Annotated in this window: 1 protein-coding gene; it reads left to right on the forward strand. The window is 55.5% G+C overall.

What is annotated here, in order from left to right:
* A partial coding sequence (locus tag HK25_RS13150; RefSeq protein ID WP_086636399.1) for a hypothetical protein occupies positions 1 to 364 on the forward strand: 364 nt, incomplete at both ends.

Genomic DNA, 364 nt, shown 5'->3' on the forward strand with positions numbered 1-364 from the left:
GGGGTGCTGCCCCTGCATCTGACGAGGATCTGCGCCAGATTGTCAGAGACCATACGCAGGATATTGCACAGCTCAGACAGGATGTTGGCGAGATAAAACTAAGCCAGAACAACCTGCGCGACGAGGTTATCGCTATGCGTGCTGAAGGCAAGCAGTGGCGCGTTAACAGCGACCAGAAAACCGAGAGCCTGCAAACCTCGATAGATAAACTCACACGGGAAATGGCCGTGCGAAACGGCGTCGAGCAGGAGAGAAACCGCCAGTCTCAGGAGAGAACGCAGGCTCTGCGCCGTCTGTCTCTGTTCTTTGGGATGCTGTGCGCCATTCTCGGGCTGATCAGCACGACACTTTTTTCCTCTCAGAC

It is taken from the genome of Acetobacter sp. DsW_059 (genome assembly GCF_002153695.1).
In the GTDB taxonomy this organism is placed as follows: domain Bacteria; phylum Pseudomonadota; class Alphaproteobacteria; order Acetobacterales; family Acetobacteraceae; genus Acetobacter; species Acetobacter thailandicus.